The 19,680-nt window shown below is 69.7% G+C and carries 19 protein-coding genes; 15 read left to right on the top strand and 4 right to left on the bottom strand.

All coding sequences use genetic code 11. The features are described 5' to 3' along the window. Nucleotides 1-3 precede the first annotated feature (3 nt). Nucleotides 4-1,728 carry an EAL domain-containing protein gene (locus PQS31_RS10985; protein WP_272762788.1) on the top strand — a complete coding sequence of 575 codons (1,725 nt, stop codon included), beginning with the start codon at nt 4-6 and terminating at the stop codon, nt 1,726-1,728. A 1-nt stretch (nt 1,729) separates the two neighbouring features. Here PQS31_RS10985 and PQS31_RS10980 read toward each other — a convergent pair whose 3' ends face one another. From PQS31_RS10980 to flgA, 4 genes are all read right to left on the bottom strand, one after another. Next, nucleotides 1,730-2,929, bottom strand: coding sequence for an ATP-binding protein (locus PQS31_RS10980; RefSeq protein ID WP_272762787.1), 1,200 nt, complete (start codon nt 2,927-2,929; stop codon nt 1,730-1,732). An 82-nt stretch (nt 2,930-3,011) separates the two neighbouring features. After that, nucleotides 3,012-3,347 (bottom strand): flagellar protein FlgN, encoded by a 336-nt coding sequence (locus PQS31_RS10975; RefSeq protein ID WP_272762759.1) that lies wholly within the window; start codon nt 3,345-3,347, stop codon nt 3,012-3,014. Next, nucleotides 3,347-3,658: a flagellar biosynthesis anti-sigma factor FlgM gene (gene flgM, locus PQS31_RS10970; protein WP_272762758.1), complete on the bottom strand. Its 312-nt coding sequence runs from the start codon at nt 3,656-3,658 to the stop codon at nt 3,347-3,349. The genes PQS31_RS10975 and flgM overlap by 1 nt, the downstream gene beginning before the upstream one ends. Before the next feature lie 108 nt (nt 3,659-3,766). Continuing rightward, a complete protein-coding gene (gene flgA, locus PQS31_RS10965; RefSeq protein WP_272762786.1) occupies nt 3,767-4,372 on the bottom strand; it encodes a flagellar basal body P-ring formation chaperone FlgA in 606 nt (201 codons plus the stop codon). 230 nt (nt 4,373-4,602) lie between these two features. Between flgA and PQS31_RS10960 the strand changes: the two genes are divergently transcribed. The 14 genes from PQS31_RS10960 to PQS31_RS10895 all read left to right on the top strand — a co-directional run bounded on the left by PQS31_RS10960 (nt 4,603) and on the right by PQS31_RS10895 (nt 19,671). Then, nucleotides 4,603-5,559, top strand: a complete 957-nt coding sequence (locus PQS31_RS10960; protein WP_096209304.1) for a chemotaxis protein — start codon at nt 4,603-4,605, stop codon at nt 5,557-5,559. 393 nt (nt 5,560-5,952) lie between these two features. Continuing rightward, nucleotides 5,953-6,360, top strand: coding sequence for a flagellar basal body rod protein FlgB (gene flgB, locus PQS31_RS10955; protein WP_272762757.1), 408 nt, complete (start codon nt 5,953-5,955; stop codon nt 6,358-6,360). Nucleotides 6,361-6,364: 4 nt separating this feature from the next. Beyond that, a complete protein-coding gene (gene flgC, locus PQS31_RS10950; protein ID WP_096209306.1) occupies nt 6,365-6,772 on the top strand; it encodes a flagellar basal body rod protein FlgC in 408 nt (135 codons plus the stop codon). Between the two features lie 43 nt (nt 6,773-6,815). After that, a complete protein-coding gene (locus tag PQS31_RS10945) occupies nt 6,816-7,487 on the top strand; it encodes a flagellar hook capping FlgD N-terminal domain-containing protein (protein ID WP_272762756.1) in 672 nt (223 codons plus the stop codon). 47 nt (nt 7,488-7,534) lie between these two features. Beyond that, on the top strand, nt 7,535-8,758 hold the full coding sequence (gene flgE, locus PQS31_RS10940) for a flagellar hook protein FlgE (RefSeq protein ID WP_272762755.1): 1,224 nt from the start codon (nt 7,535-7,537) through the stop codon (nt 8,756-8,758). 139 nt (nt 8,759-8,897) lie between these two features. Further along, on the top strand, nt 8,898-9,647 hold the full coding sequence (locus tag PQS31_RS10935) for a flagellar basal body rod protein FlgF (protein ID WP_272762754.1): 750 nt from the start codon (nt 8,898-8,900) through the stop codon (nt 9,645-9,647). Between the two features lie 311 nt (nt 9,648-9,958). Continuing rightward, the gene (flgG, locus tag PQS31_RS10930; protein WP_272762753.1) at nt 9,959-10,744 is read left to right on the top strand and encodes a flagellar basal-body rod protein FlgG; all 786 of its coding nucleotides are present in this window, start codon (nt 9,959-9,961) and stop codon (nt 10,742-10,744) included. Between the two features lie 8 nt (nt 10,745-10,752). Continuing rightward, the gene (flgH, locus tag PQS31_RS10925; protein WP_272762752.1) at nt 10,753-11,451 is read left to right on the top strand and encodes a flagellar basal body L-ring protein FlgH; all 699 of its coding nucleotides are present in this window, start codon (nt 10,753-10,755) and stop codon (nt 11,449-11,451) included. A gap of 20 nt (nt 11,452-11,471) precedes the next feature. Then, nucleotides 11,472-12,593 carry a flagellar basal body P-ring protein FlgI gene (locus PQS31_RS10920; protein WP_272762751.1) on the top strand — a complete coding sequence of 374 codons (1,122 nt, stop codon included), beginning with the start codon at nt 11,472-11,474 and terminating at the stop codon, nt 12,591-12,593. Nucleotide 12,594: 1 nt separating this feature from the next. Further along, nucleotides 12,595-13,785 (top strand): flagellar assembly peptidoglycan hydrolase FlgJ, encoded by a 1,191-nt coding sequence (gene flgJ, locus PQS31_RS10915; RefSeq protein ID WP_272762749.1) that lies wholly within the window; start codon nt 12,595-12,597, stop codon nt 13,783-13,785. Between the two features lie 8 nt (nt 13,786-13,793). Further along, on the top strand, nt 13,794-15,671 hold the full coding sequence (flgK, locus tag PQS31_RS10910; RefSeq protein WP_272762748.1) for a flagellar hook-associated protein FlgK: 1,878 nt from the start codon (nt 13,794-13,796) through the stop codon (nt 15,669-15,671). Then, nucleotides 15,668-16,867 carry a flagellar hook-associated protein FlgL gene (gene flgL / locus PQS31_RS10905; RefSeq protein WP_272762747.1) on the top strand — a complete coding sequence of 400 codons (1,200 nt, stop codon included), beginning with the start codon at nt 15,668-15,670 and terminating at the stop codon, nt 16,865-16,867. The genes flgK and flgL overlap by 4 nt, the downstream gene beginning before the upstream one ends. A 493-nt stretch (nt 16,868-17,360) precedes the next feature. Continuing rightward, on the top strand, nt 17,361-18,194 hold the full coding sequence (locus PQS31_RS10900) for a flagellin (RefSeq protein ID WP_272762785.1): 834 nt from the start codon (nt 17,361-17,363) through the stop codon (nt 18,192-18,194). A 325-nt stretch (nt 18,195-18,519) separates the two neighbouring features. Beyond that, complete coding sequence (locus PQS31_RS10895) at nt 18,520-19,671, top strand: DegT/DnrJ/EryC1/StrS family aminotransferase (RefSeq protein WP_272762784.1); 1,152 nt, start codon at nt 18,520-18,522, stop codon at nt 19,669-19,671. Nucleotides 19,672-19,680: the final 9 nt, after the last annotated feature.

The following is a 19,680-nucleotide window of genomic DNA, read 5'->3' as shown; positions in this document are numbered from 1 at the left end:
CACATGCCCGTTCCCGATCCGCCCGCCGCCGTGCCGCGCCTCGGCGCGGCCCATCCCGACCTGCTGGCGATGATCGCGACCGCGGCGCGGGGTGACGTACCGCTGGTGCTGCTGCATGTCGACATCGACCATTTCGCCTCGGTCAACCAGAACATGGGCATGGACGTCGGCGATGCGGCCCTGGAGGCGGTCGGTGCGCGGCTGCAGGATCGCCTGCAGGGACGCGGACAGGTCTGGCGCCACGGCAGCGACGAGTTCATCGCCGCGGTGCCGCTGCCGGCCGGCGGCGACGCGGCCGATGCCCAGGCGATCGCCGAAACCCTGATCGCCGAGATCGAGCGGCCGCTCGAGGTGTTGCCGTACACGCTCTTTCTCGAAGCCAAGATCGGCATCAGCCTGTGCCCGCAGCACGGCGACGACGCGAGCCGTCTGCTGCATCTGGCGGAAACCGCCGTGCGCCGAGCGTCGCACGCGGTGGACGACCCGGTGCAGCTGCACACCTTCGACGTGCAGGACCGCGCCCACAGCGAGAGCGCCATCGCCCGGCAGATCGTCGATGCGCTGCCCAACGGCGAGTTCCGCCTGCGCTACCAGCCCAAGATCAGCGCGCGCGACGGCCGCGTGATCGGCATGGAAGCCCTGGTGCGCTGGCAGTCGCCGGTCCTCGGCCTGCTGCTGCCGGAACGCTTCCTGCCCACGGCCGAGCGCATCGGCGTGATCCTGCAGATCGGCGACTGGATGCTCGAACGCGTGATCGCGCAGGTCCGGGCCTGGCGGGAACAGGGTTTCGACGACTTCTTCGTCGGCATCAACGTGACCACGCAGCAACTGCTGCAGACCGATTTCGTCGACCGGCTGCTCGGGCGCATGCAGCAGGCCGGCCTGCCGATGACCGCGATCGTCCTCGAACTCAACGAGCGCGTGCTCACCCATAACAGCACCGACATCGTCTACCGCACCGTCTCGGCGCTGCGCCACGAAGGCATCGCGGTGACGCTGGACAATTTCGGCACCGGGGATGCGAGCCTCAGCGCACTGGTGCGCTACCCGGCGGACATCCTCAAGATCGACCGCAGCTTCATCAGCGCCGCACCGGCCGGCAACCGCGAAACGGCGATCGTCCGTGCGCTCATCGCGATGGGCCACCAGCTCGGCATGAAGGTCATCGCCAACGGCGTCGAGACCGAGGCCCAGCTGGGCTTCCTGCGCCGCGCCGACTGCGACTACTTCCAGGGGTATCTCTTCGGCGAACCGATGACCGCCGAAGCCGCGAGCCAGGCCCTGCGTCAGCGGTATCTACGGCCTGAACTGTTCACCGCCACCCAGTCCGACCGCACCCTGCTGCTGGTCGACGACGAACAGAACGTGCTGCGCTCGCTGGTGCGACTGTTCCGCCGTGACGGCTACCGCATCCTCGCCGCGGGCAACGTGCGCGACGCGTTCGGGCTGCTCGCGACCAACGACGTGCAGGTGATCCTGTCGGATCAGCGCATGTCGGAAATGGACGGCACCGAGTTCCTCGGCCGGGTGAAGATGCTCTATCCCGACACCATCCGCCTGGTGCTCTCGGGCTACACCGATCTGGCCACCGTCACCGATGCGATCAACCGGGGCGCGATCTACCGGTTCCTGACCAAGCCCTGGGACGACAACAAGCTGCGCGAGCACATCCGCCAAGCGTTCCGCACCTACGACAGCCAGCGCGGACGCGACGTGCCGATCGACTGAATCAGGCCGGATCGGTCTGCGGCTGGCGCACCGGCAGGATCACGCGGAACCGGCTGCCGGCCTGGGGCGCGCTGTCGACCTCGATCCGCCCGTGATGCTTGGCGACGATGCCGTAGGAGATCGACAGGCCGAGTCCGGTGCCCTTGCCCACTGCCTTGGTGGTGAAGAACGGATCGAAGATGCGCTGCAGCATCTCGGGCGCGATGCCGCTGCCGGTATCGCCGATCTCCACCCAGACCTGGCCGGGCTCGTGCCCGGTGCGCACGGTGATCACGCCTTCGCCGTCGATCGCCTGGCCGGCGTTGAGCAGCAGGTTCATGAAGACCTGGTTCAACTCCGACTGCAGGCACTCGATCATCGGCAGCGTGCCGTAGTGCTTCTCCAGCTTGGCCTTGTAGCGCAGCTCGTTCCAGACGATGTTGATGGTCGAATCGAGGCCCGCATGCAGGTCGGCCAGACGCCAGGCATGTTCACGGTCGGAGCGCGAGAAATCGCGCAGGTCGCGCACGATGCCGGTCACCCGCTCGATGCCCTGGCGCGACTCGGTGAGGAGTTGCGGAAGATCCCGGCTGATGAAATCCACGTCCAGACGTTCGCGGGTGGCGTCGATCTCCGATCGCATCGCATGCGGATCGGCCGAACGCAGGGCGCGTTCGTAGACGTCGATCAGCGCGAACAGGTTGCCGACGTATTCCTGCAGGCTGCCGAGATTGGAGTGGACGTAGCCGATCGGGTTGTTGATCTCGTGCGCCACGCCGGCGGCGAGCTGGCCGATCGACGCGAGCTTCTCCGATTGCAGCAGCTGCTCCTGTGCGGCGTTGAACCGCACGTTCAGTTCCTCGTGCCGCAGCTGCAGGGCCTGCTCGTCGTCACTGCGGGCGCCGTCCTTGAGCAGCAGCAGGAACCGGCCGCTGTCCGCGCCCAGCCAGTACAGCCGGGCATCCAGGGCCCGGCCGGGCGCCAGCGTGATCGCGCCGTCCCAGTGCGCGTTGTCGCGTGCATGCCGCATGGCATCGGCGGTCAATACGCGATCCAGGCGGCCGGCGATCTCGACCCAGGCCGGATGCAGACGCAGCAGGGCTTCGGCGGCCGGATTGGCGTAGATCAGGCGGCCGTCCGCCTCGTGCAGGCAGACGCCTTCGTCGATGCGCGCAAGGGCGATCGCGGCCAGCGGGGCAGGAGGGGCGGACAGCGGGGACAGCAGGGTCACGGCAGCAGGATCCGGCAGCGGGAAGCCTGCAGTCTAAGCCGTGTGCAACGGCGTCGTGGAGGGCGCCGTGGACTCAGGCGACCGCCAGTTCGCGCGGACGGGACAGATGGTCGGCGCGGCCGCTCGCGTCGTAGGCCGGCGCGCTTTCCGTCCGGCCCAGATGGCGCAGGGCCCAGTTCACCTCGCGGCGCCGGCGCGCGAGCAGGGCCCCGTTCGCGCGGTTGAATTCGGCCAGCTCGGCCAGCGGGCCGGAGAGTTCGCCGTCCGGAAAGGCCTCGAGCTCGCGCAGCGCGACGATCTTGTCGCGCGTGGAGCGCATCAGCGCCTCGACGTCGTGCGCGATCAGGGCGTCGCGCTCGTCGGAGAGCGCGGACGCCAGGCGCTCGAGGCTGGCCTGGGGGTCGGACATCAGCCGGCCAGCCGGGCGTCCAGATCGAGCATGCGCGACGCGATGGCTTCGGCGTCGACCTTGTACGTACCGGCGGCGAGCGATTCGCGCACGGCCTGCACCTTGGCCTCGTCGAAGGCCGGGCGGGTCGCCAGATCGCGCTGCAGCGCCTGCATGCCGGCGGCTTCGCCGGTCAGACGGAGGCTGTCGCCGCCGTTGGCGGCCTCGATGGCCTTGTCGCGCGGGTCGCCGGCGCGCGCCACCTGGGCGCCGCTGACGGAGCCGATCGCACGGGTCACCGGAACGGAGGGTCCTTCGATCTTCTGGGTCATGTCGGGGGTCCTGACACGCGTGTCTTGAGTGGGATCATGGCCGGTATCGGCGGGCCTCGGGAAAGCTTGAGGGCAATTGTTTCACTGGCTGCGGGGCGGGTGGCCGGGTCAGCGGCTGACGATGACGTCCCCCGCCTCGTCCACCGTGCCCTGCACCACCCGGCGCGATGACAGGTTCTCGACGCTGACACGCTCGCGGGCGCCGGCATCGGCCAGCGCCCTGCCCGCCATGCGCACTTCGATGCCGCCCTGGCGCGAGACCAGCGCGATCGTATCGCCGCGCCGCACCAGCCGCGGCGCGACGAGGTCGCCCGCGGTCAGCACGCTGCCGGCCACCAGGGTGCGCCGGGCGCTGCGACCGACCGCCTCGGCCGGGTCGGCGATGGCGGCACCTGCGATGCGCGCGGTATCACGCGCCTCGGTGGTGAAGACATCGGCCGTGATCGTCTCCCCTGAAGCCACGCTGCGCGCCAGCACCAGTACGGTCTGGCTGCGCCGCACGCGCACCGGGACGAACAGGCGCCAGCCCGACGGGCACGCCACTTCGACCGTCGTGGCCGCGGTACGCCGGGCCTCCAGCGGCTGGGCGCACATCGGCATGCGCAGCGCCGGGTCGAGATTGGCCTCGGCCTCCATGCCCGCGCCGGCGGCGGACAGGGCCGCCGTGCGGATGGACTCCACCGGCTGGAAGGCGGCCGCGTGCACGGCGGTCATCGCGAGGCCGGCCGCCAGCAGGCCCGTGGCCAGGCAGGCACGCACGCGCGGATGACAGAAACGGATGTAGGACATGACGGGCATTCGCAGGACGGCAGGCGGGACGCGCGGGTTCATGCAAATCCCGTGCCGCAGTCGCCGCCCGGCCGGAGCGTGCGGGCAGACCCGCGGCGCCGCCTTCGTCACGCCCGCCCCCTCAAGTCGACGCCGGCAGGGCCGATACCGGCGACATGTCCGATGATCTGCTCGACCGTATCGACCAGCGCACCCGCCTCGCCGGCCACAATCGGCTGGCGCTGCTGCTGTTCCGGCTTGGTGGCCGCCAGATTTTTGGCGTGAACGTGTTCAAGGTGCAGGAAGTCCTGCGCCGGCCGAGCCTGTTCCAGGTGCCCGGCCTTCCGGCCCAGTTCGCCGGCGTGGCCGACGTGCGCGGCCGCAGCGTGCCGGTTCTCGACCTGGGCCTGGCGATCGGTCATCCCGAGCGGGCCCAGAACGACCTGCCCGGCTACCTGGTGGTCACCGAATTCAACCGCTCCGTGCAGGGCTTCCTGGTCAGCGAGGTCGAGCGGATCGTCAATATCGCGGTCGCCGACATCCAGCCGCCGCCCGACCTCGGCGCCGACGGCGGGTATCTGACCGCGGTCACGCGCTTCCAGGGCGAGCTGATCCAGGTCATCGACGTGGAAAGCGTGCTGGCGGACATCTCGCAGGCGCGCATGGACGCCGACCTGTCGCCCGAGTACGCCCTGCCCGAGGGCGCGCCGCCGATGCAGGTGCTGGTGGTCGACGACTCCCGTGTGGCCCGCCAGCAGATCCGCAGCGTGCTCGACCAGCTGGGCGTCGGCGTGACGCTGCTCTCGGACGGCCGCCAAGCGCTGGATCATCTGCTGCAACTGCACGCCTCCGGCGAACCCCCGTCGCAGCGCTACGCGATGGTGGTGTCGGATATCGAAATGCCGGCGATGGACGGATACACGTTGACGACGGAAATCCGTCGTCATCCCGGCCTGGCCGACCTGTTCGTGCTGCTGCACACCTCGCTGTCGGGTGTGTTCAATACCTCGATGGTGCAGAGCGTCGGCGCCGACGCGTTCGTGGCCAAGTACAGCCCGCACGACCTGGCCGACGAGGTCCTCCGGCGGCTGAGCGAGGTGGCCGAGGCCGCCGGCGGGCGTCTGGTCGCCTGAGACCGGCGCGCCCCCCGCGCCCGCGCCCGGCAGGAGCGCGCGCGATGGATGAGGGCGACCCGAGCCCGCGCGCGCAGGCGCGCTCCTGAAACGGGCAGTTGCGTTGCTCCGTTACCCCCGGCTCACCTGCCTGCCTCGAACCAGGCGGGCCGTCGGCACTCCCGCGAATCCCCGCCCGGCGTGGCGCGCGGGGTCTCCCGCGTCCTGATCCTGTGAGCACGCACGCGACCGGGGCGTTGCGGCGATCCCGTTCGCGCGCGGGCGCGCTCTACGCACGCATGGTCGGTCGACGCCCGGGCTGCGCTGTCCGAATCCCCGATCCCGACTCCCCCATCCCCGCCCTTCTGGCACGCCGCTTGCACCGCTTCCGGCACAGGTTTGCCGGAGGCGCCGATGTCCAATCCGATTTCGTCCTATCTCGGGCTGCAGGCCGATGCCCTGCCGCTGCGCGAGCAGCGCATGAAGCTGATCGCCAGCAATCTGGCCAATGCGGACACGCCCGGCTACCAGGCGCGCGACCTCGACTTCAACGCCGCGCTGGCGAACGCCGCGCGGGTGCGTGAGGCCGGGCCGGCGCCCGCGCGCGAGGCGCGCTCCAACCACATTCCCTTGCCCGGCGACGACGCCCTGACGCCGTTCACGGTCGCGCGCGTCGCCAGCCAGGCCAGCCTCGACGGCAACACCGTCGACCCCGATGCCGAGCGCGCGGCCTACGGCCGGGCCGCGCTCGAATACCGCGCCTCGCTGAGCTTTCTCGAGTCGCGGGTGCGCAACCTCCTGACCGCCATCACGGGACAGTAAAGCCATGAGCAACCTGCCGATCTTCGATGTCGCCGGTTCCGCGCTGCAGGCCCAGTCGGTGCGCCTGAGCACGCTGGCGAGCAACCTCGCCAATGCCGATTCCGTCGCCGGCTCGCCCGACCAGGTCTACCGGCCGCTCGAGCCCGTGTTCCGCGCCACCGCGCACGGCAGCGATCCCGCGCTGACCAACGTCCAGGTGGCCGGCATCGTGGAGCGCGACACCCCGCCGATCCAGCGTTACGAACCCGGCCATCCGCTGGCCGATGAACAGGGCTACGTGTACGCGCCCGATGTCGATCCCGTTTCGCAGATGGTCAACATGATTTCCGCCTCGCGCAGCTACCAGGCCGGTGTGGAGATGCTCAACACCGCCAAGGAACTGGCGGTGGCCACCCTCAGCATGGGCCGCTAGGCCGATGCGTCCGACATGAGCCCGATCCGATGAGCAGCCTCCGATGAGCACCATCGCCAACGATGTCTACAGCAGCCTCGGCCTCGGCGGCACGCCGCCGGCCGCGGGCGGCAAGAAAGCCGAATCCCTCGGGCAGGCCGACTTCCTGCGCCTGATGACGGAGCAGCTCAAGCACCAGGACCCGCTGAACCCGATGGAGAACAGCGCGTTCCTCGGCCAGCTGGCGCAGTTCTCCACCGTGCAGGGCATCCAGAGCCTCAACGCCTCGGTCGACGGCTTCGCCGGGGCGATGGCGAGCGACCAGCTGCTGCGCGGCGCCACGATGGTCGGGCGCGAGGTGCTGCTGCCCTCGACGAAGGTCGCGCTGCCGGCCGACGGCACCACCAGCGGCATCGTCGCTGCGCCGGGCCCGGGCCTGGTGACCTTCGAGGTGACCGACGCCAACGGCCAGGCGGTACGCCAGTTCACCGTGCCCGCCAGCGCTGCCGGCGAAGTGGCGTTCGCCTGGGACGGCACCGACGCCTTCGGCCAGCGCCTGCCGGCGGGTCCCTACGGCATCACCGCCAAACACGTCACCGACAGCGGTGCGACGACGAGCCTGAGCACCTACGTGCGCGGCAAGGTCGAAAGCGTCTCGGTCGGCTCCGACGGGCTGTATCTCGATCTCGAAGGCCTCGGCACCGCGCCGCTGGGCTATGTGCTGCGCGTCGGCTGACGCGCTCGTCCTCCTTCTTTCCCGCGCACGACTTCACGGAGTCCGCCATGAGCTTCAACACCTCGCTGTCCGGTATCAACGCGGCCAACGCCAATCTCAACGTCACCGCGAACAACATCGCCAACGTCAACACCACGGGCTTCAAGGAGTCGCGTGCGGAGTTCGCCGACCTGTTCTCCAACAGCTCCTACGGCCTGGCGCGCAATGCGATCGGCTCGGGCGTGAAGCTCAGCAACGTCGCCCAGCAGTTCTCCCAGGGCAACATCGATCCGACCGGGCGCAGCCTGGACATGGCGATCGACGGTGAGGGCTTCTTCACCCTGAACAAGAACGGCGCGCGGATGTACAGCCGCGCCGGCAACTTCCAGACCGACGCCCAGGGCTTCGTGGGGACGCCGGACGGCGCGCGCCTGCAGGTGTATCCGCCGCGCACCAATGCCGACGGCTTCGACGTCGGCCGGGTGACCGACCTGCAGCTGCTGACCACCGACAGTCCGCCGCGCCCGAGCAGCCGGGTGAACCTGATGTTCACCCTGCCGGGCAACGCCACGCCGCCGACGATGCCGACCTTCGACCCCGCCGAGCCCAACAGCTACAACGCGTCCACCGGCGGCATCACGGTGTTCGACTCGCTGGGCGTGGGCCACGTGCAGACCTCGTACCTGGTGAAGACCGCCAATCCCAACGAGTGGCAGGTGCACAACTACGTCGACGGCGTCAGCGTCGGCGCCCCGACCACGCTGCAGTTCTCCAACAGCGGCGCCCTGCTCTCGCCCGCCGACGGCCGCATCGCGCTGGATCCGTTCACGCCCGCCAACGGAGCCGGCGTGCTCAACCTGGGCCTGGACCTCACCGGCTCCACCCAGTACGGCGAGCGCTTCCAGCTGCGCGACACCCGGCAGGACGGCTACGCCGCCGGCAAGCTCAACGAGATCAGCATCTCGGCCGAAGGCGTGGTGTTCGCGCGCTACTCCAACGGCGCCGACCAGCCGCTGGGCCAGATCGCCTTGACCACGTTCGTCAATCCGCAGGGCCTGCAGCCGCAGGGCAACAACATGTGGGCCGAGACCTACACCTCGGGCGCCGGGCGCACCGGTGCGCCGGACAGCTCGGACTTCGGCCAGATCCAGGCCGGCGCGCTGGAATCGTCGACCGTGGATCTGACCGAGCAGCTGGTCAACATGATCGTCGCGCAGCGCAACTTCCAGGCCAATGCGCAGATGATCTCGACCCAGGACCAGGTGACGCAGACGGTCATCAACATTCGTTGATGACCGGGTAATTGGTGATTCGTGATTGGTGATTGGAAACAGCGGCTGCCCGCGAGGTAGCCGCTTTCCTCCATCCATCCGATCGCCGTCGCCCCCGCTCCTTCGAATCACCAATCCCCAATCACGAATCACGGCCCCCATGGACAAAGCCCTCTACGTCGCGATGACCGGCGCCCGCGCCACGCTGCAGGCGCAGGGCACGGTGTCGCACAACCTCGCCAATGCCGACACCGCCGGGTTCAAGGCGGCGCTGGCCAATACCGAGGCCTATCGCATCCAGGGCGGCACGCATGCGTCGCGCATCGATGCGGTGCACATCGACCAGGGCTTCGACAACCGGATGGGCGCCCAGCGCGTCACCGGCAACCCGCTCGACGTCTCCCTGCGCAAGGACCGCTGGCTCGCCGTGCAGGCGACCGACGGAACCGAGGCCTACACCCGCGCCGGAAATCTGTCGCTCACGCCGAACGGGCAACTGGTTACCGCCGGGGGGCATCCGCTGGTCGACGACAACGGCATGCCGTTCGCGCTGCCGCCGCACCAGGCGCTCGACATCGGTCACGACGGCACGGTGTCGATCGTGCCCCTGGGCGAAGGGCCGCAGACGATGGCCGTGGTCGGCCGGCTGCGCGTGGTCGAGGCCACGCCCGACCGGCTGACGCGCGGCCTGGACGGCCTGATGCGCAATACCGATCCGCAGACCCCGCTCGCCCAGGCCCCGGGTGAAGTGATGGCGACCGGCACGCTGGAGACCAGCAACGTCAACGCGGCCGGCGCCCTGGTGCAGATGATCCAGCTGCAGCGCCAGTTCGAAATGCAGGTCAAGCTGATCCAGCGCGGCGACGACAACGCCCAGGCGGCCAACAGCCTGCTGCGGCTGGGGGGCTGACGCGCGCGCTTCGCGCGCGCGTGTAATTGGTGATTCGTAAGAGCGGCGCGCTGCTGGCGCCGCCGCCGTTGCTCGTCCGAGACCCGTCGCCCGGATGGCCACCGCCGCCGCGCTGCACAGGCACGCAGCCCGTGATTCCTGATGCGAGACGGGTAAGCGCGGCGCGCCGCCTGACGCTCGCGGCCGACCCGCTTCTTCGAATCACAAATCACCAATCACGAACCACGAACCACGAATCCCGGCTCCACTGGCACACCGATTGCATCTGCCATCCCGACGGCGCGACGCGCGCCCGCACCGAGGATCGATCGATGAACCAGGCACTGTGGGTGGCCAAGACCGGACTGGACGCGCAGCAGACGCGGATGTCGGTCGTGTCCAACAACCTCGCCAACACCAACACCACCGGTTTCAAGCGCGACCGGGCGAATTTCGAGGATCTGCTGTACCAGCAGGTGCGCCAGCCCGGCGGCGCCAGCTCCGCGCAGACCCAGCTGCCGACCGGCCTGCAACTCGGCACCGGCGTGCGTGTGGTGTCCACGTCCAAGGATTTCCAGCAGGGCAACCCGCAGCAGACCGGTCGCGCGCTCGACGTGATGGTCAACGGCCGCGGCTTCTTCGAGGTGCTGATGCCCGACGGAACGCCGGCCTACACCCGCGACGGCAGCTTCCAGATCAATGCCCAGGGCGAACTGGTCACCAGCAGCGGTTTCCCGGTGCAGCCCGGCATCCAGGTGCCCGAGGGCGCGCAGGCGATCACCATCGGCAAGGACGGCACGGTCAGCGTGCAGATCGCCGGAGAGGCCCAGGGCCTGGAGATCGGTTCGCTCACCGTGACCGACTTCATCAACCCCGCGGGCCTGCAGGCGCGCGGCGAAAACCTCTACCTCGAAACCACCGCCTCCGGCCCCGCGCAGAACGGCACGCCCGGTCTCAACGGCCTCGGCATGCTCGAACAGGGCGCGCTGGAGGGCAGCAACGTCAACGTGGTCGAGGAGCTGGTGAGCATGATCGAAACCCAGCGTGCGTACGAGATGAACGCCAAGGCGATCTCGACCACCGATTCGATGCTCGGCTACCTCAACAACAACGTCTGAGCACCGCGATGAACTCTCGCCTCCAGTTTTTCGGCCCCACCTGCGCACTGGCCCTGCCCGCCCTGCTGGCGGGCTGCGTCGCCGCCGGCGACGTGCGGCCGTATCCGGCGATGGCGCCGATCCAGCCGGTCGTCGCCCTGCCCGCGCAGGCCACGCCCGGCGCCATCTACCAGGCCGGCGGCCACGGCGGCATGTCGCTGTTCGCCGACCGCCGCGCGCGTGACGTCGGCGACCTGCTGACCATCCAGCTGGTGGAAAACACCACCGCGCAGACCAATGCCAGCACCCAGGTGGCCAAGGAGAGCAGCATCGACATCGGCGTGCCGCAGGTGTTCGGCGCACCGGTCACGATCGGCGGCCGCGATGTGCTGAGCGCCTCGGCCAGCGGCAGTCGGGATTTTGACGCCAGCGGCCGCAGCGCCCAGAGCAACCGCCTGCAGGGCAGCGTGACGGTGACCGTCGTCCAGCGCCTGCCCAACGGCAACCTGGTGGTCGAAGGCAGCAAGCAGATCCGTCTCAACCAGGGCAACGAGCTGGTGCAGGTGCAGGGCATCGTGCGCCCGGCCGACATCGGCCCCGACAACACCGTGATGTCCAGCCGCGTGGGCGATGCCCGCATCGTCTACGGCGGCCGGGGCGCGATCGCGCAGTCCAATGCGATGGGCTGGCTCGGCCGTTTCTTCCATTCGCGTCTCTATCCCTACTGAGTCTCCACCGGGTCACCGCCATGTCGCGCTCTTCCCTGCTCCGTCTGATGCCCCTCGCTCTGCTCGCCGTCGCCGCGTTCGCGGCACCGCTGCACGCCCAGGAGCGCATCAAGGATCTCGCCACCGTCGGCGGCGTGCGCGGCAACGCGCTCGTCGGCTACGGGCTCGTCGTCGGTCTCGACGGCAGCGGCGACCGCACCAGCCAGTCGCCCTTCACCGTGCAGAGCCTGCGCAACATGCTCAACGAGCTGGGCGTCACGGTGCCGGCGAACGTCAACCCGCAGCTCAAGAACGTGGCCGCGGTGGCGATCCACGCCGAGCTGCCGGCGTTCGCCAAGCCCGGGCAGACGATCGACATCACCGTCTCCTCGATCGCCAATGCGGTGTCGCTGCGCGGCGGCACGCTGCTGATGGCGCCCCTCAAGGGCGCCGACGGCCAGGTCTACGCCATCGCCCAGGGCAGCCTGGTGGTCGGCGGCTTCGGCGCGCAGGGCCGCGACGGCTCGCGCGTGTCGGTGAACGTGCCGAGCGTGGGCCGCATTCCCAATGGTGCGATGGTCGAGCGCGCGGTCGACGGCGGTTTCGGCGACAGTGGTGAACTCACGCTCAATCTCAACCGCGGCGATTTCAGCACGATCCGCAACATGGTGGCCGCGCTCGATGCGCGCTTCGGCCCCGGCACCGCGCGCGCGGTCGACGGCGTGACCGTCGCGGTGCGCGCGCCGTTCGATCCGGGCGCGCGCATCGGCTTCCTGGCCGAGGTGGAGAACGTGCAGCTCTCGGCCGGCGCCGCGCCGGCCAAGGTCATCGTCAATTCGCGCACCGGTACCGTGGTCATGGGGGCACTGGTGAAGGTGATGCCGGCGGCGATCGCGCACGGTTCGCTCAGCGTGACCATCACCGAGAGCCTGGGCGTGAGCCAGCCCGGCGGCTTCAGCGGCGGCAGCACCGTGGTCACGCCGCAGACGGACATCGCCGTGAACCAGGACGGCAGCCGCATGTTCAAGTTCGCCGGCGGCACGTCGCTGGACGAGATCGTGCGCGCGGTGAACGCCGTCGGCGCCGCGCCGGGTGATCTGATCGCCATTCTCGAAGCGCTCAAGCAGGCCGGTGCGCTGCGCGCGGAGCTCGAGGTCATCTGACATGCGCATCGCGTCCGCCCCGCTCGAACTCAATCCCGCCCAGCGCCCCGATGCCGCGCGCATCGACCAGGCCGCGCGCGAGTTCGAAGGTGTATTCGCGCAGATGCTGATCAAGAGCATGCGCGACGCCAGCTTCGGCGACGCCTTGTTCCCGGGCGAGAACCAGCTCTACCGCGACCTCTACGACCAGCGGCTGGCCAAGTCGATGACCGAGGGCAACGGTCTGGGCCTCGCCAAGGTGATCGCGCGCCAGCTCGGCGGCGGCGATGCCGGCGGCGCCGCACTCGACCCGCGCCTCGCGCCGCCGGCCGATGCGGCCGGCGGTCTGCCGCTGACCGGCGGCGCCGGCATGAGCGCCCTGCCCGAGGCGCTGGGCGCGCAGACGCTCGATCTCATCGCCGGTCGCCCGTCGAACAGCTCGCATGTCTCGGACGCGTCGACGCGCTCGCCGATGGACGGCTTCATCGACGCCCTGATGCAGCGCGCCCGGCCGGTGGCCGACGCCGCGACCGGCATCGCACGCGGTGCGGGCGCGGTGATGGCGCAGGCGCCCGCCGCGCTGGAGCGCGCCTCGCGCGCGGCGGCAGACTCCTTCGCACCGCAGTCACCCGAGCGCTTCGTCGCGTCAATCTGGTCGCACGCGCAGGCCGCGGCGCGCGAACTCGGCGTCGACGCCAAGGCCCTGGTGGCCCAGGCCGCGCTCGAAACCGGCTGGGGCCGGCGCACCATCCGTCGCGGCGACGGCAGCACCGCCAACAACCTGTTCGGCATCAAGGCCACCGGCTGGACCGGCGAGCGCGCGACGGTGAACACCCACGAATACACCAACGGCGTGCGCCACACCGAGCGTGCGGATTTCCGCGCCTACGGCTCGCCGGCCGAGAGTTTCGCCGACTACGTGCGCCTGCTCAAACAGAATCCACGCTACCGCCAGGCCCTGGAATCCGGCGGCGACGTGCGCCGCTTCGCCACCGCGCTGCAGCAGGCCGGCTACGCCACCGATCCACGCTATGCCGACAAGCTCAGCGCGATCGCCAACGGCCCGACCATCGACCGTGCGCTGTCGACCATTTCCCAGTTCGCACGCGCCGGTAGCGGCGCCGCGCCCGCTTCACACGCCGCGGCGCCCGCCGCCGTAAACACCGTCGCCGAGGCCGCCGAACGCGCGGTCCAGGCGCTCCTGCGTCGCTGAGTCCGTTCATGGCCAACATCCTCTCCACCGGCACCAGCGCCCTGATCGCCTTCCAGCGGGCGCTGTCGACGGTCAGCCACAACGTCGCCAACATCAACACGCCCGGCTACAGCCGGCAGACGGTGGACTTCGAGGCGCGCTCGCCGCAGTTCATCGGCGCGGGCTACGTGGGCCGCGGCACCCAGATCACCGACGTGCGCCGGGTGGCGGACGACCTGGCCAATGCGCGGCTGATCGACAGCACGGGGGAGCTGGCGCGGCTCGAACGCCTGGCGGCGCTGTCCACGCGTGTGGACACGTTGATGTCGGACAAGGCGACGGGCATCTCCGGCATCTGGTCGAACTTCTTCGATTCCGTCAGCGCGTTGTCGTCGAACGCCTCGGCGCCGGCCGAGCGGCAGAACATGCTGGGCCAGGCGAACGCCCTGACCACCCGGTTCCAGCAATTGCAGGGGCAGTTCGACCGGCTCTCGACCGAGGTGAACAGCGGACTCGCCGCGAGTGCCGGCGAGGTCAACCGCCTCGCCGGGGAGATCGCACGTCTCAATGGCAGCATCGGCACCGCGCAGACCGCCGCGCCGGACCTGCTGGACCGCCGCGACCAGCTCATCCGGGATCTCGTGGCGCTGACCGGTGGCACCGCCGTGCAGCAGGACGGCGGCGCGATGAACGTGTTTTCCGCGGGTGGCCAGGCCCTGGTGGTCGGGGTGCAGGCCTCGCAGCTGACGATGGTCACCGACCCGTACCGGCCCGAGCGCCAGCAGCTCGCGCTGCAGACCCAGGGCCAGACGATCCGCCTCGACGAACGCATCATGGGGGGCGGCATCGGCGGGCTGCTGGAGTTCCGCAGCCAGGTCCTCGACCAGACCCAGTCCGAACTGGGCCGGATCGCGCTCGCGCTGGGCACGAGCTTCAACGCCGGCCACGCCGCCGGCGTCGACCAGTACGGTGCCATGGGCGGACCGTTCTTCAACGTACCCGCTCCGGTCATCAGCGGGCACGCCGCGAACACCGGGACGGCCCGGTTCTCGACCAGCGTGGACGATCTGGGCGCGATCACCGGGCGCAACCTGGTCGTGCAGTTCCAGGCGGGCGCGTGGACCGCGACCGACGCCGCCACCGGCGTCGCGGTCCCGGTCACCGGTACCGGGGCCTCGGGCGATCCACTGCGCGTGGCCGGCGTCGCGCTGGCGCTCGACGGTGCTGCGCAGGACGGTGACCGCTTTCTGCTCGAGCCGACGGCGCAGGCCGCACGTGGACTGACGGTCGCGATCACCGATCCCTCCCGGATCGCCGCGGCTGCACCGGTGCAGGTCCAGGCGGCGCTGGGCAATCTCGGCAGCGGCCTGCCGCGAGCGGTGCGCGTCGTCGACGCCGCGGATCCGGCGCTGCGCACCCCGTCGACCATCGAATTCCTCGACGCCGACCAGTACATGCTCGACGGCAACGGCCCCTTCGCCTACGCACCGGGCGACACGATCAGCGCCAACGGCTGGTCGTTCACCCTCGACGGCATTCCCAGCGCCGGCGACAGCTTCATCATGGCGCCGACCGCGCCGGGGTCGAGCAACAACAGCAACGCCGCCCTGCTCGCCGGCGTCGAGACGCAGGCGGCGCTCAACGGTGGCTCGCTGACCCTCAACGGTGCGATCTCCGGTCTGACCACCGCGGTGGGCTCGGCCGCGCGCCACGCCAGCTACGCCGCCGAGGCACAGGCATCGCTGCACGAGCAGGCCTACGCCGCACGCGAGAGCATTTCCGGCGTCAACCTCGACGAGGAAGCCGCCAACATGCTCCGCCTGCAGCAGGCCTACCAGGCGGCCGCCCAGCTCATCTCGACTGCCGACAACCTGTTCCAGTCCCTGCTCGGAGCCGTTCGCCGATGACCCGCATCTCGACAGGCATGCGCTACCAGCAGTCGCTGAGCAGCATGCAGACCCGCCAGGCGTCGCTCGCGAAGCTGCAGCAGCAGCTCGCCACCGCCCTGAAACTCAACACCGGCAAGGACGACCCGGTCGGGGCCGGCGCGGCGGTGGGCCTGGACCGCGCCGTGGCCGAACTCGAGCGCTTCGGCAAGAACGGCGACACGGTCGGCCATCGCCTCGGCATGCAGGAGAACGTGCTGACCCAGGCGGGCGACATCATGAGCCGGGTCAAGGTGCTGACCATCCAGGCCAGCAGCGGCACGATGTCCGACAGCGACCGCAAGACCATCGCGGCCGAAGTGCGCACGCTGCGCGACGGGTTGCTCGATCTCGCCAATGCCGCCGACGGCATGGGCCGGTTCCTGTTCGGCGGCGCCCAGGACGGCGATCCCCCGTTCTCGCGCAGCGGCAGCAGCGTGGTCTACGGCGGTGACCAGACACAACGCCAGGTGGAGATCGCGCCCGAGATGTTCGCGTCCGACGCGCTGCCGGGCAGCGAGGTCTTCCTACGGGTGCGCACCGGGAACGGACGCATCGATGCGGTGGCGTCGAACGCCAACACCGGCACCGGTCAGATCGGTGGCTTCGCGCTGACCGACGCGTCGGCATGGAACGGCGCGCGCTACCAGGTGGAGTTCGGCACCGGCAACGCCTACACCATTCGTGATGCCGGCGGCGCCGCCGTGGCCACCGGGACGTACGCGTCCGGCGAAGCCATCGCGTTCGGAGGTCTGCAGCTGACGATCAGCGGCGCGCCCGCGAACGGGGACACGTTCCAGATCGGGCCGTCCGATACCCGCGACGTGTTCGCGACCCTGGACGGCCTGCTGCAGGCGCTCACGACCTCGCCCACCACCGACGCCGAGCGTGCCGCGCAGCAGAACGCCATGCGCAGCGCGATGCGCGACATCACGACGGCGGAGAACCATTTCATCGACGCCCGCGCCAGCGGCGGCGCGCAGCTCGCGGCGCTGGATCAGGCGGCGGAGCTGCGCGGTGCGCTCGATGTGACGCTCAAGAGCACGTTGTCCGGACTGCGCGATCTCGACTATGTCGATGCGATCGGGCGCTTCAATCTCGAGAAGATCGCGCTGGAAGCTGCGCAGCTGAGCTTCTCGCAGATGCAGCGGCTGTCGCTGTTCGACCTCATGCGCTGATCACGCTGGACCATTCGACGGCGGCCTCCGCGTGCCGCCGGTCGACTCGAACATCGCAGTTCTTTCGAAGGCGCCGTTAATCGACGATGTCCGGACCCGGCTGAAACGCCGGTCGGCGCCGGGCGGCGCACACGGCGGCGGCGAATGACCGGACCAGACTGCACGCCTGCCGCCATCGGCATGCGATCCGTTGCATATCGACGCGCACGATGCGTCGCGGTGGCGATGCGCGCGCGTGCGCAGCGCGCGTCCTCGTCGGCGTGAGGCCACCTGCGGTGCCGATTCCACGCCGCGCTAAACCCGCGGCCGCGACTGCCGTTAATGCAAGCGGTCCGGCAACGGGCTGCGAATCGCCGGCAAAAACAGCATTAAAGCTTGACGACGAGACGCCGTTATTGGTTACAGCAGAGGACAGGGCCCACAGCGCCAACCCCTGCGGAGACCACCGGCCAGGCCCTGTTCCCGCGCCGGATTCCCAACCCAGGAGACCAGCATCATGTCCGTCATCAACACCAACACCATCGCTCTGAACGCCCAGCGCAACCTGTCGACCAACAGCGCCTCGCTGTCGACGACGATCCAGCGCCTGTCCTCGGGCCTGCGCATCAACAGCGCCAAGGACGACGCCGCCGGCCTCGCCATCTCGCAGCGCATGACCGCGCAGGTCCGTGGTATGGACCAGGCCGCGCGCAACGCCAACGACGGCATCTCGCTGGCACAGACCGCTGAAGGCGCCCTCGGCGAAATCGGCAACAACCTGCAGCGCATCCGCGAGCTGGCCGTCCAGGCCGCCAACGGCACCAACAGCAGCGACGACAAGGCCGCGCTGCAGAAGGAAGTCAGCCAGCTGCAGTCGGAAATCCTGCGCGTCGTCGACAACACCAAGTTCAACGGCACCGAGCTGCTCAGCAGCGGCACCACGATCTCGATCCAGGTCGGCGCGAACGCCACCGACAACGACAAGATCGACATCACCCTGACCGACATCAAGACCGCGCTCAGCGGCGTGACGTCCAGCGGCTTCTCGATCGCGAGCATGAGCGCCGGTTCGGGCGCCACCCAGCTCGATACGCTCGATGCGGCCCTGAAGTCGGTCAACGAGTCCCGCGCGGACCTCGGTGCGATCCAGAACCGCTTCAGCTCGGCCGTCTCGAACCTGCAGACCAGCTCCGAGAACCTCTCGGCCTCGCGCAGCCGCATCCAGGACACCGACTATGCCAAGGAGACGGTGGAACTGACCCGCACGCAGATCCTCCAGCAGGCCGGTACCGCGATGCTGGCGCAGGCCAAGTCGGCCCCGCAGAGCGTGCTCAGCCTGCTGCAGTAAGCCATTCTCGAAATGCGGTGATCGAACGCCCGCCTCCGGTGACGGAGGCGGGCTTTTTCGTGCCTGCGGTGTGGTGGCGCACGGCCGACGGTGGCCGGAGTGCCGCGTGGCGCCGCGCCGGTGAACCGTCGCGGGACGGGCGACGGCGTTCCGTCGCGCCGACGGCACATCCCTTGCAGGAGGGAGACATCGGAGGCGACGACCGCTCGCCCTGCCAGGAACCGTGATGTCTGTCGAACCTGCCTCACTGCTGTCGCACGGCGCGGCCGCGCTCCACGATGGGGCCGTCGCGGACGCCGCCTTCCTCGGCGGACCGCTCGAGCCGATGCCGCCTGCGGCCGCGGTCCGCAGCGCGGACTGCGCCCAGGAGCGGCTGTACGTCACCCGCCCCTATCTTCCACCGCTGGAGGCGTTCATCCCGTACCTGCAGGGCATCTGGGACCGGCAGGTACTGACCAACAACGGGCCCTGCCACCGGGACCTCGAACGGCGACTGGCCGAGTACCTCGGCGTCGACCACATCTCGCTGTTCGCCAACGGCACCCTGGCCCTGTTGACCGCGCTGCAGGCGCTGCGTATCACCGGCGAGGTCATCACCACGCCCTACAGCTTCGTGGCCACGTCGCACGCGCTGCTCTGGAACGGGATGAAGCCGGTGTTCGTGGACATCGACCCGGTCACGCTCAACCTCGACCCCGCCGCGATCGAGGCCGCGATCACGCCCCAGACGACCGCGATCCTGCCAGTGCACTGCTACGGCCGCCCCTGCGACACGGACGCGATCCAGACGATTGCCGACAACTACGGCCTGAAGGTCGTCTACGACGCCGCCCACGCCTTCGGCGTGCAGGACGCCGGCGGCAGCATTCTCCGCCACGGCGACCTGTCGGTGTTGAGCCTGCACGCCACGAAGGTGTTCAACACCTTCGAAGGCGGGGCCATCATCAGTCCCGATGCGCGCACCAAGCGCCGGATCGATCATTTGAAGAACTTCGGTTTCGTCGACGAGACGACCGTCGTCGCACCCGGCATCAACGGCAAGATGAGCGAGATCAACGCGGCCATCGGCCTGCTGCAGCTCGAGCACATCGACGGCGTCCTCGCCGAGCGCCGCATGATTTCGGAACGCTACGACGCTGCTTTCGACCGCATGCCCGGCATCACCGTCGTCCGCAGCGACGCGGCCCGGCGCAATTACGCCTATTACCCGGTGCTGGTGCGCCCCGAGTACCCGCTGTCGCGTGACGCCCTCTACGGGGCCCTCAAGGAGGCGGACATCCATGCGCGGCGCTATTTCTATCCGCTGATCAGCAGCTTTCCGATGTACCGGGGCCTGCCGTCATCCGATCCCGCACGCCTGCCGCACGCGCACGCCACCGCCGACCAGGTGATCTGCCTGCCGCTGTATCCGGGGCTCTCGCACGAGGCCCAGGACCGGGTCATCGCCATCCTCTCGCGCGCCGCCGGCGCGGCGTGACCGAAGGAC

The sequence above is a fragment of the Luteimonas sp. BLCC-B24 genome, from assembly GCF_028550595.1.
Lineage (GTDB): Bacteria > Pseudomonadota > Gammaproteobacteria > Xanthomonadales > Xanthomonadaceae > Luteimonas.
This window is presented reverse-complemented; position numbering and strand designations above follow the sequence as displayed.

Bases quoted from the DNA above. Each gene is read 5' to 3' on its own strand.
- PQS31_RS10985 (WP_272762788.1), top strand. From the start codon at position 4: ATGCCCGTTCCCGATCCGCCCGCCGCCGTGCCGCGCCTCGGCGCGGCC.
- PQS31_RS10975 (WP_272762759.1), bottom strand. From the start codon at position 3,347: ATGTCCGACCCCCAGGCCAGCCTCGAGCGCCTGGCGTCCGCGCTCTCC.
- flgM (WP_272762758.1), bottom strand. From the start codon at position 3,658: ATGACCCAGAAGATCGAAGGACCCTCCGTTCCGGTGACCCGTGCGATC.
- flgA (WP_272762786.1), bottom strand. From the start codon at position 4,372: ATGACCGCCGTGCACGCGGCCGCCTTCCAGCCGGTGGAGTCCATCCGC.
- PQS31_RS10960 (WP_096209304.1), top strand. From the start codon at position 4,603: ATGTCCGATGATCTGCTCGACCGTATCGACCAGCGCACCCGCCTCGCC.
- flgB (WP_272762757.1), top strand. From the start codon at position 5,953: ATGTCCAATCCGATTTCGTCCTATCTCGGGCTGCAGGCCGATGCCCTG.
- flgC (WP_096209306.1), top strand. From the start codon at position 6,365: ATGAGCAACCTGCCGATCTTCGATGTCGCCGGTTCCGCGCTGCAGGCC.
- PQS31_RS10945 (WP_272762756.1), top strand. From the start codon at position 6,816: ATGAGCACCATCGCCAACGATGTCTACAGCAGCCTCGGCCTCGGCGGC.
- flgE (WP_272762755.1), top strand. From the start codon at position 7,535: ATGAGCTTCAACACCTCGCTGTCCGGTATCAACGCGGCCAACGCCAAT.
- PQS31_RS10935 (WP_272762754.1), top strand. From the start codon at position 8,898: ATGGACAAAGCCCTCTACGTCGCGATGACCGGCGCCCGCGCCACGCTG.
- flgG (WP_272762753.1), top strand. From the start codon at position 9,959: ATGAACCAGGCACTGTGGGTGGCCAAGACCGGACTGGACGCGCAGCAG.
- flgH (WP_272762752.1), top strand. From the start codon at position 10,753: ATGAACTCTCGCCTCCAGTTTTTCGGCCCCACCTGCGCACTGGCCCTG.
- PQS31_RS10920 (WP_272762751.1), top strand. From the start codon at position 11,472: ATGTCGCGCTCTTCCCTGCTCCGTCTGATGCCCCTCGCTCTGCTCGCC.
- flgJ (WP_272762749.1), top strand. From the start codon at position 12,595: ATGCGCATCGCGTCCGCCCCGCTCGAACTCAATCCCGCCCAGCGCCCC.
- flgK (WP_272762748.1), top strand. From the start codon at position 13,794: ATGGCCAACATCCTCTCCACCGGCACCAGCGCCCTGATCGCCTTCCAG.
- flgL (WP_272762747.1), top strand. From the start codon at position 15,668: ATGACCCGCATCTCGACAGGCATGCGCTACCAGCAGTCGCTGAGCAGC.
- PQS31_RS10895 (WP_272762784.1), top strand. From the start codon at position 18,520: ATGCCGCCTGCGGCCGCGGTCCGCAGCGCGGACTGCGCCCAGGAGCGG.